Origin of the sequence: Pseudoflavonifractor sp. An187, assembly GCF_002160275.1 — a bacterium.
GTDB classification, from domain to species: Bacteria; Bacillota; Clostridia; order Oscillospirales; family Oscillospiraceae; genus Enterenecus; species Enterenecus faecium.
Window position 1 is genome coordinate 1 of record NZ_NFKG01000046.1, and the last position, 12,322, is coordinate 12,322.

General features: G+C 61.1%; 9 protein-coding genes. 2 read left to right on the plus strand and 7 right to left on the minus strand.

Annotation, left to right across the window (positions count from 1 at the left end; genetic code table 11):
* Window positions 1-26: 26 nt before the first annotated feature.
* From B5F22_RS11435 to dusB, 6 genes are all read right to left on the minus strand, one after another.
* Window positions 27-1,454, minus strand: coding sequence for an IS1182 family transposase (locus tag B5F22_RS11435; RefSeq protein WP_242955123.1), 1,428 nt, complete (start codon window positions 1,452-1,454; stop codon window positions 27-29).
* A 98-nt stretch (window positions 1,455-1,552) separates the two neighbouring features.
* A complete protein-coding gene (locus tag B5F22_RS11440; RefSeq protein ID WP_343223955.1) occupies window positions 1,553-2,815 on the minus strand; it encodes a hemolysin family protein in 1,263 nt (420 codons plus the stop codon).
* Between the two features lie 193 nt (window positions 2,816-3,008).
* On the minus strand, window positions 3,009-5,078 hold the full coding sequence (locus B5F22_RS11445) for an elongation factor G (RefSeq protein WP_087370049.1): 2,070 nt from the start codon (window positions 5,076-5,078) through the stop codon (window positions 3,009-3,011).
* A gap of 288 nt (window positions 5,079-5,366) precedes the next feature.
* Window positions 5,367-6,011, minus strand: a complete 645-nt coding sequence (locus tag B5F22_RS11450) for a zf-HC2 domain-containing protein (RefSeq protein ID WP_087392650.1) — start codon at window positions 6,009-6,011, stop codon at window positions 5,367-5,369.
* 56 nt (window positions 6,012-6,067) lie between these two features.
* The gene (locus B5F22_RS11455; protein ID WP_242955125.1) at window positions 6,068-6,637 is read right to left on the minus strand and encodes a sigma-70 family RNA polymerase sigma factor; all 570 of its coding nucleotides are present in this window, start codon (window positions 6,635-6,637) and stop codon (window positions 6,068-6,070) included.
* Window positions 6,638-6,672: 35 nt separating this feature from the next.
* Window positions 6,673-7,644 (minus strand): tRNA dihydrouridine synthase DusB, encoded by a 972-nt coding sequence (gene dusB, locus B5F22_RS11460; RefSeq protein ID WP_275532488.1) that lies wholly within the window; start codon window positions 7,642-7,644, stop codon window positions 6,673-6,675.
* Between the two features lie 188 nt (window positions 7,645-7,832).
* Here dusB and B5F22_RS12365 point away from each other — a divergent pair, with 188 nt between their 5' ends.
* Entirely contained in the window at window positions 7,833-10,103 is a 2,271-nt protein-coding gene (locus B5F22_RS12365; protein WP_087392653.1) for a SpoIIE family protein phosphatase, read from the plus strand.
* Here the strand turns inward: B5F22_RS12365 and B5F22_RS11470 are convergent.
* Window positions 10,066-11,481 (minus strand): PLP-dependent aminotransferase family protein, encoded by a 1,416-nt coding sequence (locus B5F22_RS11470; RefSeq protein WP_158096696.1) that lies wholly within the window; start codon window positions 11,479-11,481, stop codon window positions 10,066-10,068. The two genes, B5F22_RS12365 and B5F22_RS11470, sit on opposite strands and share 38 nt — an antisense overlap.
* A 126-nt stretch (window positions 11,482-11,607) precedes the next feature.
* Between B5F22_RS11470 and B5F22_RS11475 the strand changes: the two genes are divergently transcribed.
* Entirely contained in the window at window positions 11,608-12,195 is a 588-nt protein-coding gene (locus B5F22_RS11475; protein WP_087392655.1) for an ECF transporter S component, read from the plus strand.
* Window positions 12,196-12,322: the final 127 nt, after the last annotated feature.

A 12,322-nucleotide genomic window follows, 5' to 3' on the forward strand; every position in this document is an offset into this window, starting at 1 on the left:
TTCAGACTGTCCAAAAACCCCTGTTTTCATGAAGCGAAAACAGGGGTTCTAGTCGTATTTTGGGGAACAATAGCAAATATGATGCGCAAAATGGAGTTCTCCCAACTCCATTTTGCTAGCTTTTTCAAATTCATGGCAGCATATTTAAGCCTAACCCACCTGGTAACGGCGGCTAGACCTCTGTGGTGCGTATAACGCATAGCGTGCTTCTCCTTTGCATCAGCAAACACACGCTCAATGGTTTCTTTTCGTTGGGCATAGATTTTCTTGCCCTTTTCGGTTTTGCGGATGGCCTCCACAATATCCAGATACTCCTGCCAGATATGTGTGGTCATTGCCTTTTGCCCCTTTTCATTGGCTCCGCATTTAAATTTACATGGGCAAGATTTGCACTTGGACGGAGTCGTACGGTAAGTACGTTTTCCTTCCTTGTCCGTGGTGGTGTGTCGCAGCACACCACCTTGAGGGCAAATGAAACTGTCAGTTACAGGATCATACTCATACTCCCAAGGCTTGTACCGTTCTTTATCTCCTTTATACCTGGTATAGGGCATGATGGGGATTCTCCCATCCTCCAGAATCTTCTTTGCAATCCAAGGGGTTTTATATGCTGCGTCCATTGCCACATACTTCGCATGTTCAAATTTAGCTGTTATTTCATCGTAAAGTGCATCCCAAGCTACGCTGTCATGAATATTTCCTGCGGTTACTTCTACTCCAAGAATAAACCCTCGCCTATCACAAGCTGTGTGTGCTTCGTATGCAAACTGCCGTTCATGCTCTCCTTTGATGAACATTCCCGCATCGGGGTCGGTTGTGGAAACTGTCTTTTCAACCATCCCTCCACCAGAGGTGCCCTCATCATCGTGATCGTCATCGTCGTTGATAGGCTTTTTCCCCAACTTCTCACGTTCGGCATTTACTTCCTCCCGAAGCTGCTCAGCATATACCTTGGCAGCTTTGGCCACCTGTTCTTTTTGATACTTCTTCTTGTTCGCACTGGCCTTAATGTGTGTCCCGTCAATAAACACGGTTCGGGGGGCTACCATGCGGTTATTCAGTGCTTTGTTCAGAATGTGCTCGAAAATTTCCATGGTCAAGTCTTCAGGAAACCTATGGCAAAAGGCATAACTCACTGTTGAAAAGTGGGGGATCTCCTCCAATAATCCATAGCCCAAAAACCAACGATAGGCCAGATTTACGATAATGTCCCGGTATGTCTGGCGCAACGATGCAATTCCAAACAAATGCTGAATCAGAGCCATTTTAATTAACACGACGGGGTCTATACCTGGTCTCCCGTTGTCATGGCAATAGTATGGATCCAGTTTCTCATACAACCACTCATAGTCCATGACCTTTTCCACTTTCCGAAGCAAGTGATCTTGGGGCACCAATGCTTCCAAATCTGTCACCACGGCCTCTTTTCGTGAATCTTTTCTCCATTGCTCCATAAAGCACACCCCCACATCTGATACCATTTTACCAGATGCGGGGATGTTTTGGAAGTTTTTCGACAGTCTGAAGAACGGGCTTGGTAGCCCGTTCTTTTTTATGCTTCTTCTTCGGTTTCTTTGGGGAGTTTCTTCACCAGAATCTCCAGCACCCGGTGGTGTTCCACACTGGTGACGGTGACGTCCAGGTCCTGCCACACGAAGTGGTCGCCCACGTCGGGAATGCGGCCCATCTGCTCCAGCACCCAGCCGGAGACGGTGGCGGCGTCACAGGAGCCAGTCACCGAGAACAGGTCGTACATGTCGTCCAGGTTGGCCGAGCAGGCAATGAGGTAGCCGCCGTCCGGCTGGGGGCGGAACTGCTCCACCACCTCGTCGTGCTCGTCCCAGATGTCGCCCACCAGTTCCTCCACCACGTCCTCCATGGTGAGCAGGCCCTCGGTGCCGCCGTACTCGTCCACCACAATGGCCATGTGGGTCTTGGTGCGCTGGAACTGGCGCATCAGGTCGTCAATTTTGGTGCCGGTGGTCACATGGAGCACCGGGTGAATGAGGGGGGCCAGCTGGGTGCGCCCGTGGTAGCGGGCGGCAAACAGGTCCTTCTGGTGGATGACGCCCACCACGTTGTCCAGGGACTCATGGTACACCGGCATCCGGGAGTACCCCTCCTGGGCAAACAGGGCGGTGGCCTCCTCCATGGTGGCGGTGTCCTCCAGGGCCACGATATCCACCCGGGGGGTAAGAATGTCCGAGGCCTCCAGATCGTCAAAGCGAATGGCGGAACAGATGAGCTGGCTCTCCTCGGCGTCCAGACCGCCCTGGTCCTCCGCCTCGGTGACCATGGTCACCAGTTCCTCGTTGGTAATGCCCACATCCTCCTTGGTGTGGAAGACTTTGGACAGCAGCTTCTTCCACAGGGAGAAGAAGAAGGTGGCAGGGGTGAGAATCACCATGAAAAACCGCAGGATGGGGGCGGAGAACAGGGCGAAACTCTCAGGGGACTCTTTGGCCAGACTCTTGGGGGAGACCTCGCCGAAAATCAAAATCACAATGGTGAGTACCACCGTGGATACGGCGGGGCCGCTGGTCTTGCCCAGCAGGTCGATAAAGAGCACGGCGGACAGGGTCGTGGCCACATTGTTGACAATGTTATTGCCAATCAGGATGGTGGACAGGAGCTGATCGTATTGGTCGGCCAGAGCCAGCACACGGGCGGCCCGGGCATCTCCGTTGTCCGCCCGACTTTTCAGCCGGATGCGGTTGAGGGAGGTAAAAGCCGTTTCGGTGGCGGAGAAATACGCACTCATCACCACCATACAAATCAATACGATTAGCAGAACTATACTGTCATCACCCAACACGGAATCATCACTCCTCCATTTATTCTCTTTCTTATGTGCTTGGGTATTGTCACCAAATATACCACATCCCTGGACAATATGCAAGAAAAAGTCGTGTAAAGGAAAGGCGAGACCAGGGAAGAGCGGAGAAAAATTTGTGCCATGCCGTGAGAGGAACACGGCATGGCACAAGAGGATGGATGTTAATTTCAGTTTATTCTTCCGCCATGGCCTTGGCAGCGGCAATGGCCTTCTCCTGGGCGGCGGGCGGGCAGTCCTCATAGCGGACGAAGTGGAACACAAAGGAGCCACGGGACTGGGTCATGGCCCGCAGGTCGATGGCGTAGGTCATCATCTCGGCCATGGGCACCTCAGCGGTGATCACCTGGCTGCCGTCGTCGGTGGGGTCCATACCCATGACGCGGCCACGGCGCTTGTTCAAATCGCCGATGACATCGCCCATGTAATTGTCGGGCACGGTGACCTTCAGCTCACCCACAGGCTCCATGAGCACGGGGGAGGCCTCGGGCAGAGCGGCCTTGTAGGCCAGCTGAGCGGCGGTCTTGAAGGCGATTTCGGAGGAGTCCACCGGGTGGTAGCTTCCGTCGTACAGAGTGGCTTTCAGATTCACCACGGGGTAACCAGCCAGTACGCCGTGGAGGCAGGCTTCCCGCAGACCCTTTTCTACGGCGGGGAAGAAGTTCTTGGGCACGGAGCCGCCGAACACCTCTTCGCAGAATTCCAGCTCTTCGTTGGGACCGGGCTCGAAGCGAATCCACACGTCACCGAACTGGCCGGAACCACCGGTCTGCTTCTTATGGCGGCCCTGCTTGGACACGCTCTTGCGAATCTTCTCGCGATAGGCCACACGGGGCTCGCTGAGCTCCACTTCCACGCCGAAGCGGCTCTTGAGCTTGCTCACCAGCACGTCCATCTGGATGTCGCCGGCGGTGGTCACCACCATCTGGTGGGTCTCGGCGTTGTTCACCACCCGGAAGGTGGGATCTTCCTCGTTGAGGCGGGCCAGACCTGCGGCGATCTTATCCTCCTGGCCACGGACCTTGGGGGCGATGGCCTTGGAGTAGTTGGGTTCGGCGAAGGGCAGGGGGTCCAGCTTCATAAACTTACGGGCGTCACACAGGGTGTCGCCAGTCTTCACCTTGTCCATCTTGCCAATGGCGCCGATGTCGCCGCACATGAGCTCCTTGACCTCGGTGTTCTTCTTGCCGCTCATCACATACAGACGGCCCAGCTTTTCGTTGTTGCCGGTGTTGGTGTTCACCAGAGTCATGTCGGGGGACAGGTGGTCGGAGAGCACCTTGACAAAGGAGAACTTGCCGTACTGGTCGGCCACCGTCTTAAAGACGTAGGCGGCGGGCACAGCACCCTGGGAGACGATGAACTCGGCGGGCTCGCCCTCACGGTCGGTACCCATGGCGGGAATACCTTCCAGAGGAGTGGGGAGCAGGTCGATGATCAGGTCCAGCAGCATCATAGTGCCCAGGCCGGTGTAGGCGGAGCCGCACAGCACGGGGACGATGGAGCCGTCCTTGACGCCGGCCTTCAGGCCCTGCACCACCTCGGCGTAGGTGAAGGGCTCGCCGGAGAAGTATTTGTCCATGAATTCCTCGCTGGTCTCAGCGACAGACTCCATGAGTTTTTCGTAAATTTCCTCAATAACGGGGACCTTGTCCTCGGGGACCTCGATCTCCACACGCTTGCCGTCGTGGAGCTCGAAGGCTCTCTTGTGGAGCACATCGGCGATGCCGGTGACACGCTTGTTCTCGTCCCAGATGGGGACCACCATGGGGGCGATGTTCTTACCGAAGTGCTCGCGGAGGGTATCGAAGGCAGAGTTAAAATCCACATTGTCTTCGTCCATCTTAGAGATGTAGATCAACCGGGGCATCTTCCGCTCATTGAGCAGCTTCCAGGCCCGCTCGGTGCCCACAGACAGGCCACCCTTGGCTGCGCACACCAGAATACCGGCGTCGGCCACAGACAGGCACTCCACCACTTCACCGGCAAAATCGAAGTTACCGGGGGTGTCCAGCACGTTGATCTTACAACCGTTATATTCCACAGGAATCACAGAGGCGGAGATGGAGATCTGACGCTTGATTTCCTCGGGATCGTAGTCGCTGACGGTGTTGCCGTCGGAGGTCTTACCCAGACGGTCGATGACGCCGGTCGTACGCAGGAAGCTCTCCACCAGAGTGGTCTTTCCGTTACCACCGTGACCCAACAGACAGATGTTTCGAATTGCATGCGGAGAATAGCTCATGTTTGTTCCACTCCTTAATCTTTGCCATTTGCGCCATCCCTGGGGAATGGGCTTGAATGAATTATACAATGGTGTTCCATAAAATGCAATGGTAATTTGACAAAATGACGAAAACTTTTTAACGCTACTGTGAAAAATAGTGCGAAGACAGTAAAGGGGAAACGGTTTACTCACGTTGGGGGAGAAGAACAAATACAGGCTTTGCCTGGTGGCAAAACCTGTATGAGAGTGGTAAAAATTCGGTTGTCGATGGGTGGAAAATTGGGGAGAATGACGAAAGGTTCCGTCTCAGGCCTGGGGCCAGACCACGGCGATGTTGCCGCTGCCGTCAGGCTGGGCGGCATCCACCTGGGTGTAGGCTACGCCGGACTGGTCCAGATGGGAGGCCAGGGCTGTGGCAGTGTCCGGGGCGACCACACAGCACAGATATCCCCCTTCCAGGGTGGTGACGGGGAGGTCGCCCAGCAACTCCTGGCTTTCCTGAGACAGGGGAGCGGAGAGGAGCAACACCGTGTCGCCGCCGGGGACGGAAAACTCCTGGGGCTGGACGGAGAAGACGGCGGGGGCGATCCCGGGATTGGAACGGGCGGCCACCGGAGAAGAATTCTCCTGGCTTTGGTGGAAGGAGGAATAGCCCAGAGCCACCACCAGGGCCAGACAAGCGGCTAGAGCGCCGCAGGCCTTTCCGGCTCGGGGGAAGCGAAGGACCGGGGCGGTCTGGCGGGGCAGACCGCCCAGAATCTGCTGGTGCAGCTGGGGGGGCACATCCGCGGTCAGGCGGTGCAGGTCCCCGCTGAGCTGGGACAGCTCCCCATATAGTTGGGCGCAGGAAGGGCAGACCTTCCGATGCTCTTCCAGCTGGGCGTGTTGGGCAGGGGTCAGCTCGCCGTCCAAGTCGGCGCTGATCCACTCCAGATAGGTCTCATGTTCCATGCCCTTCACCGTCCTTTCGTAGGCAAATTTTATCTCTTCGTTTCGTTAGACGCATCTCAGGGGGAAAAGTTCCCGCTTTGACGCAAATAATTTGCCAGAGCCAGCCGGGCCCGGGCCAGCCGGGACTTCACGGTTCCATCAGACAGGCCCAGAATGGCCCCAATCTCCTGGTAGGAGAGGCCATTGATCTCCCGCAGCACCAGGATGCGGCGGTGCTCTTGGGACAGCTGCTGAAGCCCCTGCTCCAGAGCAGTCATCCTCTCTCCCTGCTCCAGGTGCTCCTGGGGGGAGGGGCCGGGGTGGGGCAGCTGTTGGGCCAGAGAGAGGCTCTCCTCATCGTCCAGAGAGGCATCTCCCCGCCGCTTTTTCTCCCGGCGAAGCAGGTCCAGACAGGCGTTGTCGGTGAGGCGGTAGAGCCAGGTGGAAAAGCTGCTCTCCCTGCGGAAGGTGGGCAGGGCCCGCCACGCCTTCCAAAAGACCTCCTGGGTCACGTCGGCGGCGTCCTCCCGGTTGCCCACCAGGCGCAGGGCCTGGTGGTAGACCACCGTCTCATATTGTTCCACCAGGTGGGCGAAGGCCTGGGTATCTCCCTGGGCGGCCTGGCCGATCCACTCCTGTTCTTCCACATTCCTCACCTCCTGCGTGGAAATCTGTTACTCCATCAGCACAGGTCCCGGCGAATGCCTGCCGTGACCTTGTAAAAATCCTCTGCCGTGGACATGGAGCAGATTTGCTCCTTCCAGTACCCGGCGTAGGGCACCCCTTTCAGGTACCAGGCGTAGTGGCGGCGCATCTCCAGACAGGCGATGCGCTCTCCCTTGTGGGCCATGGCCAGCTCAAATTGGCGCACGGCCACGTCACAGCGCTGGGCCAGGGGGGGCGTCTCCGGCACTTCCCGGCCCTCCACGGCGGCGGCGCACTGCTCCAGCAGCCAGGGGTTTCCAAAGCAGCCCCGGCCGATCATCACCATGTCTGCCCCGGTGTAGGACAGGGCCCGCACGGCGTCCTTGGCGGAAAAAACGTCCCCGTTGGCCACTACTGGGATGGACACGGCCTGTTTGACCTCCCGGATATAGTCCCAGTTGGCGGTGCCGGAGTACATCTGGGTGCGGGTGCGGCCATGGACGGCCACAGCGGCTACCCCCACATCCTCCATGCGCCGGGCAAACTCCACACAGTTGATGGAGCCCTTGTCCCAGCCCAGGCGGAACTTGACGGTGACCGGCTTGCCTGCGGCCCCCCGTACCACGGCGGCGGCCACTCGGGCGGCCTTCTCCGGGTCCTTCATGAGGGCGGAGCCATCCCCGGACCCGGCGATTTTGGGTACGGGACAGCCCATGTTGATGTCGATGATATCCGCCCCGGACTGCTCCAGGGCCAGGGCAGCGCCCTTCTCCATGGCGGCCTCGTCGCTGCCGAAAATTTGTACCCCGCAGGGGTGCTCTCCCTCGCCCAGGGTGAGGAGGGAGGCGGTTTTTTTATCTCCATAGCACAGGGCCTTGGCGCTGACCATCTCGGTGACGGTGTAACAGCCGGACAGCTCCCGGCACACCGTGCGGAAGGCCACGTCGGTGACCCCCGCCATGGGAGCCAGCACGATTTTGGTGTTCAGTTCAACATTGCCTATTTTCACAAAGCGTTCTCCTTTGCTCATCAATGCCACCCATCATACCACAGATTGCACCACCGGGCAAGACAGGTTACGACCTCCTTCTTGACAATTGGGGGCTATAATGGCCCAAACTGGACGAATGCGAGGGATTCACTATGACGGGGAAAGAAGGAGCACTGGGCCGGGTTTGGTCGAAGGGGCGGCGGGAAATGCCGCTGAAGGCACGACTGGGAGAGTGCGCCATTGCGTTTTTGCTCACCGCTACCCTCACCGGGGCGGAATTTTTGGAGGGACATGCCTTCTTCGCGCTGGCCCTGGTGGCGGTGTGGGGGCCGGGCTGGGAGGGGGTGTGCGCCCTGCTGGGCGCCTCCCTGGGCTACCTGTGCTTTCTGGGGTTTGTGGGCGGACTGCGGTACATAGCCGCCTCCATGATGGTGTACGCCGTGGCCCTGGCCATGGGGGAGTTCCGCCTCTACCGGAAAAGCTGGTTTATGCCCCTGATGGCCGCCCTTCTCAATGGGGCGGTGGGGTTTGTCTACCAGTCCCCGATAGGGTGGGACCGAGCCACCGCCGCCTCCTATCTGGCCGAGCTGGCCCTCACGGCGGTGGTGGTGTACTGCTACCGCCAGGCCATGACGGTGCGCACCCAGAGCCACAGCGGCCCCTGGACCCCAGCCCAGACGGCAGGGGTGCTGGTACTGGGGGGCACGGTGATGATGACACTGGCCCGGGTGATGCTGGGCGGGGTGGTGTCCCTGGGCCGAGTGCTGTGTGTGCTGGCCGTGATGACCGCCGCCTGGAAGGGGGGCGTTGGGGTAGGCGCTGCCGCCGGTGTGGTGGCGGGAGTGGCCATGGACGCCGCCCAGGGCACCTTGCCCTACGGCACCCTCCTCTACGCCCTGCCCGGCCTGCTGGCCGGGGCCTGTTGGGAGCGAGGGCGGCTGGTGTGCGCCCTGGTGTATGTCTTGACCGGGGGAGTGTCCCTGGTGTGGATGGAGCCGGGGGACAACCTCCAGGCGGTAGGCCTGGAGATTGTGCTGGGCGCGGTGCTGTTCCTCCTCCAGCCGGAGGCGCTGGTCAACCGCCTGGGGGCAGTCCTCCGCCGGGAAGAGGGGGAGGACATGGGGCAGCTGGGGAGAGAGCTGGCTGCCCAGCAGCTGCGCCGCACTGCCACCGCCTTCCGGGCGGTGACCGGAGGCCTGCGGGAGGCCTTCACTCCGGTGGTTCCCAACGACCAGGACACCAGCCGGGTGTTTGACCGGGCAGCCGAAGAGGTGTGCGTCCGCTGCCGCCAGCGGGAGCGGTGCTGGCAGCAGGAGTACCAGGCTACCCGCACCGCCCTCTCCGACGCCATGACCCCCATGCTGGAGCGGGGGGAGGGGATACGGGAGGACTTCCCCCTCCATTTCTCCGGGCGGTGCACCCAATTTGACGCCTTTTTAGGGGCGGCCAACCGGGAGCTGCGCAGTCTGTTGGCCCGACGGCGGTATGACAGCCGGGTGCGGGAGAGCCGGGCGGCGGTGTGCGCCCAGTATGGGCAGCTGGCCCAGGTGTTGGACCGGGCGGCTGGGCGGCTGGACCAGCATCCCCCGGTGGACGCCCGCCGTCAGCGGCTCATGGCCCAGCGCATGAAGGCCCTGGGCATCCGGGGCAAGTGCTCGGTGACCCAGGACCCCAACGGCCATGTACACATCCAGCTGGAGGGCCCGGAGGTGGACCGGCTGGTGCAGGGGGGCGAGCTGGCAAAGCTGTCCACCCTGTTGGGCTGCCCCCTGCGCCAGGATACCGCTACTCCCAGGGGCCAGGTGGTGCTGGTGCAGCAGGAGCCCCTGGTGGCGGTGGCGGGTCTGGCGGCGGCGGACCGCAAGGGCCAGTCGGTGAGCGGAGACTGCGGGGCCTGGTTTAAGGACGAGGCCGGGCGGCTGAACTTCCTGCTCTGTGACGGCATGGGCAGCGGCCCCGCCGCCCGAGAGGACAGCAACTGCGCCTTGGGACTGCTGGAAAAATTCCTCCGGGCAGGGCTGGAGGTGGAGGCCGCTCTGGCCACCGTGGGGGAGGCACTGGCCCTGCGGGGGGAGGACCAGGGGGGATTTACCACCGTGGACCTCTTTCAGCTGGACCTGTTTTCCGGCCGCAGCGCCGTGTATAAGTTGGGAGCTGCACCCACCTATTTCCGCAAGCCCGGCGGGGTGGAGCGGGTGGTGGGACGGTCCATGCCTGCCGGGGTGGCCCCCGGCATGAAGGCGGATTCTTTTCCCCAACAGCTGGGGGCGGGAGACTGGGTGGTGCTGGTCAGCGACGGGGTGGTGAGCCCCCGGGAGGACGGCTGGCTGCGCCGCCTGTTGGCAGACTATGAGGGCACCTCACCCCAGGAGCTGGCCGCCCGCATCCTCCAGGAGAGCGGACAGCGGGAGGGCGAGGAGGACGACCGCACCGTGATGGTCATTCGCCTGGAGGTACGTCCTCGGGAAGAGGGGTGACCGGGTCCAGGGCCTGACCCAACCAGTTGGCGCACGCCTCCAGCTGTTCCAGGGGCAGCCCCGCATAGCCCACCACCACGGTGGAGGGAGGCGGGGGGACCTGGTGACAGTAGCGGCTGAGGGGGGAGACCCGGATGCCGCTGCGGGCGGCCCGCTGGACCATCTCTCCCTCGGTGAGGTGGGGGGCGGTGAGGAGAAAGTGCAGCCCTGCCCCCTCACCGGACAGGGACAGGTGGGGGAAGCGCCCCAAGGCCTGGGTGAGGATGGAGCATTTGCGGCGGTAGCGGTTGCCGGACCGGCGCAGATGGCGGCTGTACAGCCCCTGGACCAGGAACTGGCGCAGGGTCTCCTGCTCAAACCGGGAGACGGTGCAGGCGCTCTGGGGGAACACCTGGCGGTATCGGGCCAGCAGCTCCGGGGGCAAGATGAGGTAGGCCACACGGATGGCGGGGGCGATGGACCGGGAGAAGGTGCCCAGGTAGATGACCCGACCCCCGGCGTCCAGCCCCTGGAGGGCGGGAATGGGCCGGGAGGCATAGCGAAACTCGCTGTCGTAGTCGTCCTCCAGCACATACCGCCCCTCTCCCTGGGCGGCCCAGCGCAGCAGGCGGCTGCGCCGCTCCACGGGCATGGTTACCCCCAGGGGGAACTGGTGGGAGGGGGTGACATAGGCCAGCACCGCCTCGGACTGCTCTAGCTCCCTGGGACACATCCCCGAGGCATCCACCGGGATGGAGATGGGGCGGTGTCCGTGCCGCTCCACCGCCTGCCAGGCAGTGGGGTAGCCGGGGTCTTCCAGGGCCACGGCGCTGCCCTGGGGAAAGAGCTGGAGGAGGAGGGAGAGCAGGTAGTCCGTCCCCGCCCCCACCACGATCTGTTCCGGGGAGCAGCGTACGCCACGGTATTGGGCCAGCAGTCCCGCCAGGGCCACCCGCAGCGGTTCGTCCCCCTGGGGGTGCCCCGGCTGGAGCAGGCCGGGGTTTTGGTACACCGAATCCTTGTTGATGCGGGCCCAGGAAGAGAAGGGAAACACCGAGGTGTCCACCGCCGAGGTGGAGCAGTCATACCGCCACTGGGAGGGAGGCTCCGGAGGGGCGGGCAGGTCGGGGACAGACTGCACCGGCACGTCGTGGAGCTGGGCGGCCACATAGCCGCTGCGGGGCAGGCTCTTCACGTACCCCTCCGCCAGAAGGAGGGAGTAGGCCCCCTCCACGGTGCTCATGCTCACCCCCAGCATGGCGCACAGCCGCCGCTTGGAGGGCAGCTTCTTTCCAGGTCCCGGGCGGCCCTGTTGAATTTCCCGGGCCAGGTGCTGGTACAGCTGCAAATACAGGGGATGACCCGGGGCAAAGACGGGCATGTGAATAGGATATTCCATAGGCACCTCCAAACTGACCTGATAAAAAAGATAAAAACTGGCCATTTTCATGATGTCAGATGGGAGTATAATACCACTCAATAACAGCCGCCGTCAACGTGGGCGGCGGGAGAGGAGTGGAAGATTATGCGTCAAGAACACAAAAAGCTGCTGCGGCTGGTGATCACCGCCCTGCTGGTGGCGCTGGTGTTTTGCGGAAGTAAGATTGAAGTGGTGTTGCCTCTGAGTGTGGGGGGCTATTCCCGATTCCATCTGGGGAACATCATGTGCGCCCTCAGCGGTATCCTGCTGGGGCCTTGGTGGGGCGGACTGGCAGCCGGCCTGGGTTCGGCCCTGTATGACTGCACCAATGTGCTCTACATCACCGAGGCCCCCATCACCTTTGTCACCAAGGGCCTGTACGGGGTGATTGCCGGAGCGGTGTTTGTGGCGGTGTTCCGCCGCAGGGCCACCTATCCCGCCATGGCGGTGTCCACCGTGTGTGCGGCGGTGAGCTATATCATCATCTATCTGGCCAAGACCTTTTTCTACAACTCCATGCTGCTGGAGGGCATGAGTGCCTCTGCGGCGTGGGTGGCCACGGTGCTCAAGGTGCCCTCCTCCCTGTTCAACGGAGGTGTGGCCATCGTGCTGGCTCCTCTGCTGGCCTTTGCCGTGCTGCGGGCGCTGCGTATGGCCCGCCTGGACGAGGCGCTGAACCCATCAGAAAAGTAAAACGCACAAAGCCGCCGGGGTGTGGACCCCGGCGGCTTTGTGTGTTGTTTGAAAGAGAAAAGAGAGAGAGGGAGGATGTTCAATGAAAGCATATTCACTTCTTCCTGACACGCATATCATAGCAGAC